The organism is Vibrio sp. 1F279 (assembly GCF_041439815.1).
Lineage (GTDB): Bacteria > Pseudomonadota > Gammaproteobacteria > Enterobacterales > Vibrionaceae > Vibrio > Vibrio tasmaniensis_A.
The window spans coordinates 1-3163 of sequence record NZ_JBGOOU010000099.1; the positions used below are offsets into that span (position 1 = coordinate 1).

Annotated in this window: 2 protein-coding genes and 1 pseudogene; 1 reads left to right on the forward strand and 2 read right to left on the reverse strand. The window is 39.5% G+C overall.

Going from position 1 to position 3163, the window contains the following annotated elements; all coding sequences use genetic code 11:
* Positions 1 to 175: 175 nt before the first annotated feature.
* Complete coding sequence (locus tag ACED60_RS25450; protein ID WP_371728719.1) at positions 176 to 961, reverse strand: YecA family protein; 786 nt, start codon at positions 959 to 961, stop codon at positions 176 to 178.
* A 110-nt stretch (positions 962 to 1071) separates the two neighbouring features.
* Positions 1072 to 1821, reverse strand: coding sequence for an RES family NAD+ phosphorylase (locus ACED60_RS25455; protein ID WP_371728720.1), 750 nt, complete (start codon positions 1819 to 1821; stop codon positions 1072 to 1074).
* 323 nt (positions 1822 to 2144) lie between these two features.
* On the opposite strand from ACED60_RS25455, the pseudogene ACED60_RS25460 reads away from it, so the two are divergent.
* Positions 2145 to 3053, forward strand: a pseudogene (locus ACED60_RS25460) (IS5 family transposase).
* The last annotated feature ends 110 nt before the right edge of the window (positions 3054 to 3163 follow it).

Consider the following 3163-nt stretch of genomic DNA (forward strand, 5'->3'; position numbering starts at 1 on the left):
GGTTCACACTTGTTGCGGTGAACAGCACTTCATACGACTTCAGGTCGCACGGACAAAAACGTGTCAGTGCCTTTGCTAAATTAGCAATCGATGAATAATTTGTAGTATGGGAAAGTAGCTCAATCAGCCACATAACATTAACCTTGTTTGTTATGTGTTTGGAAACGTGAGAACTCTAACCCCCATTTCTAACTTCTAGCTGCGGCGGCCAAGAATTCTGGTAAAAGATATAGTCTTGTATCTCCAAAATGGTTAGCAACAAAATCAGAGAGTTCTCTTCATTGAAGCTGCTATTGTTCGCACCATGTAAAATTGTGTTTCTATTGAATTCCCCAGCTTCTTGTGACCCCTTGAATAAATTTGAGACGAACGCATTAAAATATTTCAAACTATCTACGACAGTGTAAAGAATCTGCTCTTCAAGTCCGTTTGACTTCATTGTTGGCTTAAACTTATCTTTCAAATTAAGCCCACCAATGTCCCTAAGAACACCTTCAATCACGACAAAGAAAGCTGGGATTGATAGTTCATGCTGCCCACTAAAGTGAGCATCAACTGCGGAGCTAAGTATTAGCTTCCTCTGTGCAAAAGCATTGCTTTGCTTATGTGCAATATTAAGTAAAAACGATACTAATTCTTGAGTTGTATACTTTCTATACGATGATATAAAGTCTTCTTTCACCAAACTACGGTCAGATAATTTTCTTTGGATATTCAAATAATCTTCTTCGTTACGATTTCTGAAGTAGTAAAAGCCATGATCTTTGCAGAAGTGCCGTAATCTCTCGTGTTCAGCCGACTCTTTGTCGGAAGATTTTTTAAAATGTTTAGTTGTTTTAGCGTCCATTAGAGGAAATGTTGCATTGGCTTTTCTGACCTTTTTAGAAAAGCCAATGCAACAATATTTATACTTCTGACCTGAACCGCATGAGCAAGGGTCATTTCTACCGACTTTAATCATTCTACTTTTCCATCAACGTGATGAGTTAATTCAAAAAACATCGCATTAAGGTTGAGCAATGCGGGTGCCAAAATGCCACATATACTGGCTTAATCACGAACGATTTTTTGTTAGACGTAGCGTTCGTCATCACTACTTTCGAATGAGAACTGAACATTATTAACTCGAAATAGACTACTATCTTTAAAAGTAACGCTATTTAAATCAAAAAGAGCTAGATTGTGCCCCCGTCCAAGGGAACTTCTAAAAGCAATACCGTCATAATCTAACGACTTAACTAACTCAGCTATTATTTGAGTAGGTGCATAGTCGGACTTCTGGTCACTGTTTGTTATTGGTTCAGAAAATGCTTTATCTACACTAGTCCATACAGCTTCAATCCTCTCAGCTTCATCAGGCTCTGTGAAATAAAATGGTAAGATATGGTCGTGGCGTTTTGAGAAGTCGATTACACGTAGTTCTTTAGAATTGGTAAATTTCGCGACTGATATAATGGAACCTAGCCAAGGTCTAATCTCAGACATTGATGTTTCTTTTCGAGATGCCACATACAAACAAGGAATTCCTTTAGGGTTAGCTCTCCCCTCTGATGCACTATCAGGTAGTGGTCTCATCCGCTTTTCAGAATAAGGTACAAAAATATCATCAACATGAATATCACCTTGCATTAGTGGCAAAAGATCATGCCCCATTTGCGCTCTCCACATCTCTGAATTCGGTTGAATAACTTCTACACGGCTCTCGCAAGTATCCCTGATGCCTTGAAGAAAACTATGTGCATCGTCATCTAAAACATACCGAGATTTATTTTTGACTGAATGGCTAAATTGCATATAGCTATTCCATGATTTAAAACTCATAATTTTCCTTACATTCTATGCGATCTATAGGGCTAACCGCCACATTTTACCCTTATATAATGCCGTCTTCTATTTGCAATTTCAACTTACAATCAATAGGTTAGGTTTGATAATGAGAAATTGGACTGCGAATTAAAAAGAAATTTATCGCAGGGTTAAGTTTTGATAACTTTTAGTAAGGAAAAATCGTATTAATAGGATATGTATGATTTATTACTCTAGATGATCTTGGGGCATTTCTGAGGGGCGTTGTTGCCTAAATCAGTTGAACCTTTTCTAATTCCTGCGATCTGATCCTATGTGGTAGTTAAAACGGTGGTAACATGGGTAAGGCTAAAAAGAAAATAACTAACTGGGCTGAATACAATCAGGCTCTGCGCAAGCGTGGCTCTGTTACGTTTTGGATTGATGATTCAGCCGTGGATGCATGGCAATGCAAAACCCATCACGGTAAACGTGGTAGAGGCTTCCAGTATTCTGATACAGCGCTTGAAACAGCTTTGATGATTAAGGGTATCTTCTCCCTACCTCTGCGTGCTCTTCAAGGTTTCATCGACTCTATTTTTGAACTAATAGATGTCCCTTTGAGTTCTCCATATTACACTTGTATAAGCAAGCGTTCGAAGACGGTTCAGGTCAAATATCGTAATAAATCTAGAGGGGCTATTCGCCATATAGCCATTGACTCAACTGGTCTCAAAGTTTTTGGTGAGGGAGAGTGGAAGGTGAAAAAACACGGGGCAGAGAAACGCAGAACATAGCGCAAACTGCACTTAGCTGTTGATGTCGATACCCACGAAACCATTAGTGCAGAAGTCAGTCTTGTTAATGTTGGCGATAGCGAAGTACTACCGACATTACTTAATCCTTTACGCAGAAAGGTTCACGCAGTATCAGGCGATGGCGCATATGATACCAAACATTGCCATGAGACTCTGAAAAAGAAAGGTTGTACCCCGTTGATACCACCTCGAAAGAATGCTGCGCTTTGGGAAGAGAGTCACCCCAGAAATGAAGCGGTAAATGCGCTTAAGAATGGCAAAATAGCGGAGTGGAAAGTACAGTCTGGTTATCACGATCGCTCAATATCCGAGACTGCGATGTCCAGATACAAAGGGCTAACGAGCGGTAAATTGAGTTTGAGATGTTACAACGCTCAAGTGGGTGAAATCATGGAAAATGTCAAAGCTATAAACAAAGTTATAACTATAGGTATGCCTGTTAGAAGCTAACGGTTAGCGATAGACGGCGTAGCTTTGTCTCTAGATTGATTTGATCAACAACGCCGTTAACTTGAATAGTAGCCATAATTTTTAATTCAGAGTTGAGGGACTACCATTCT

What these genes read in the sequence shown, in the direction of transcription:
- ACED60_RS25450 (WP_371728719.1), bottom strand. Translation starts at nt 961, where the DNA reads ATGATTAAAGTCGGTAGAAATGACCCTTGCTCATGCGGTTCAGGTCAG.
- ACED60_RS25455 (WP_371728720.1), bottom strand. Translation starts at nt 1,821, where the DNA reads ATGAGTTTTAAATCATGGAATAGCTATATGCAATTTAGCCATTCAGTC.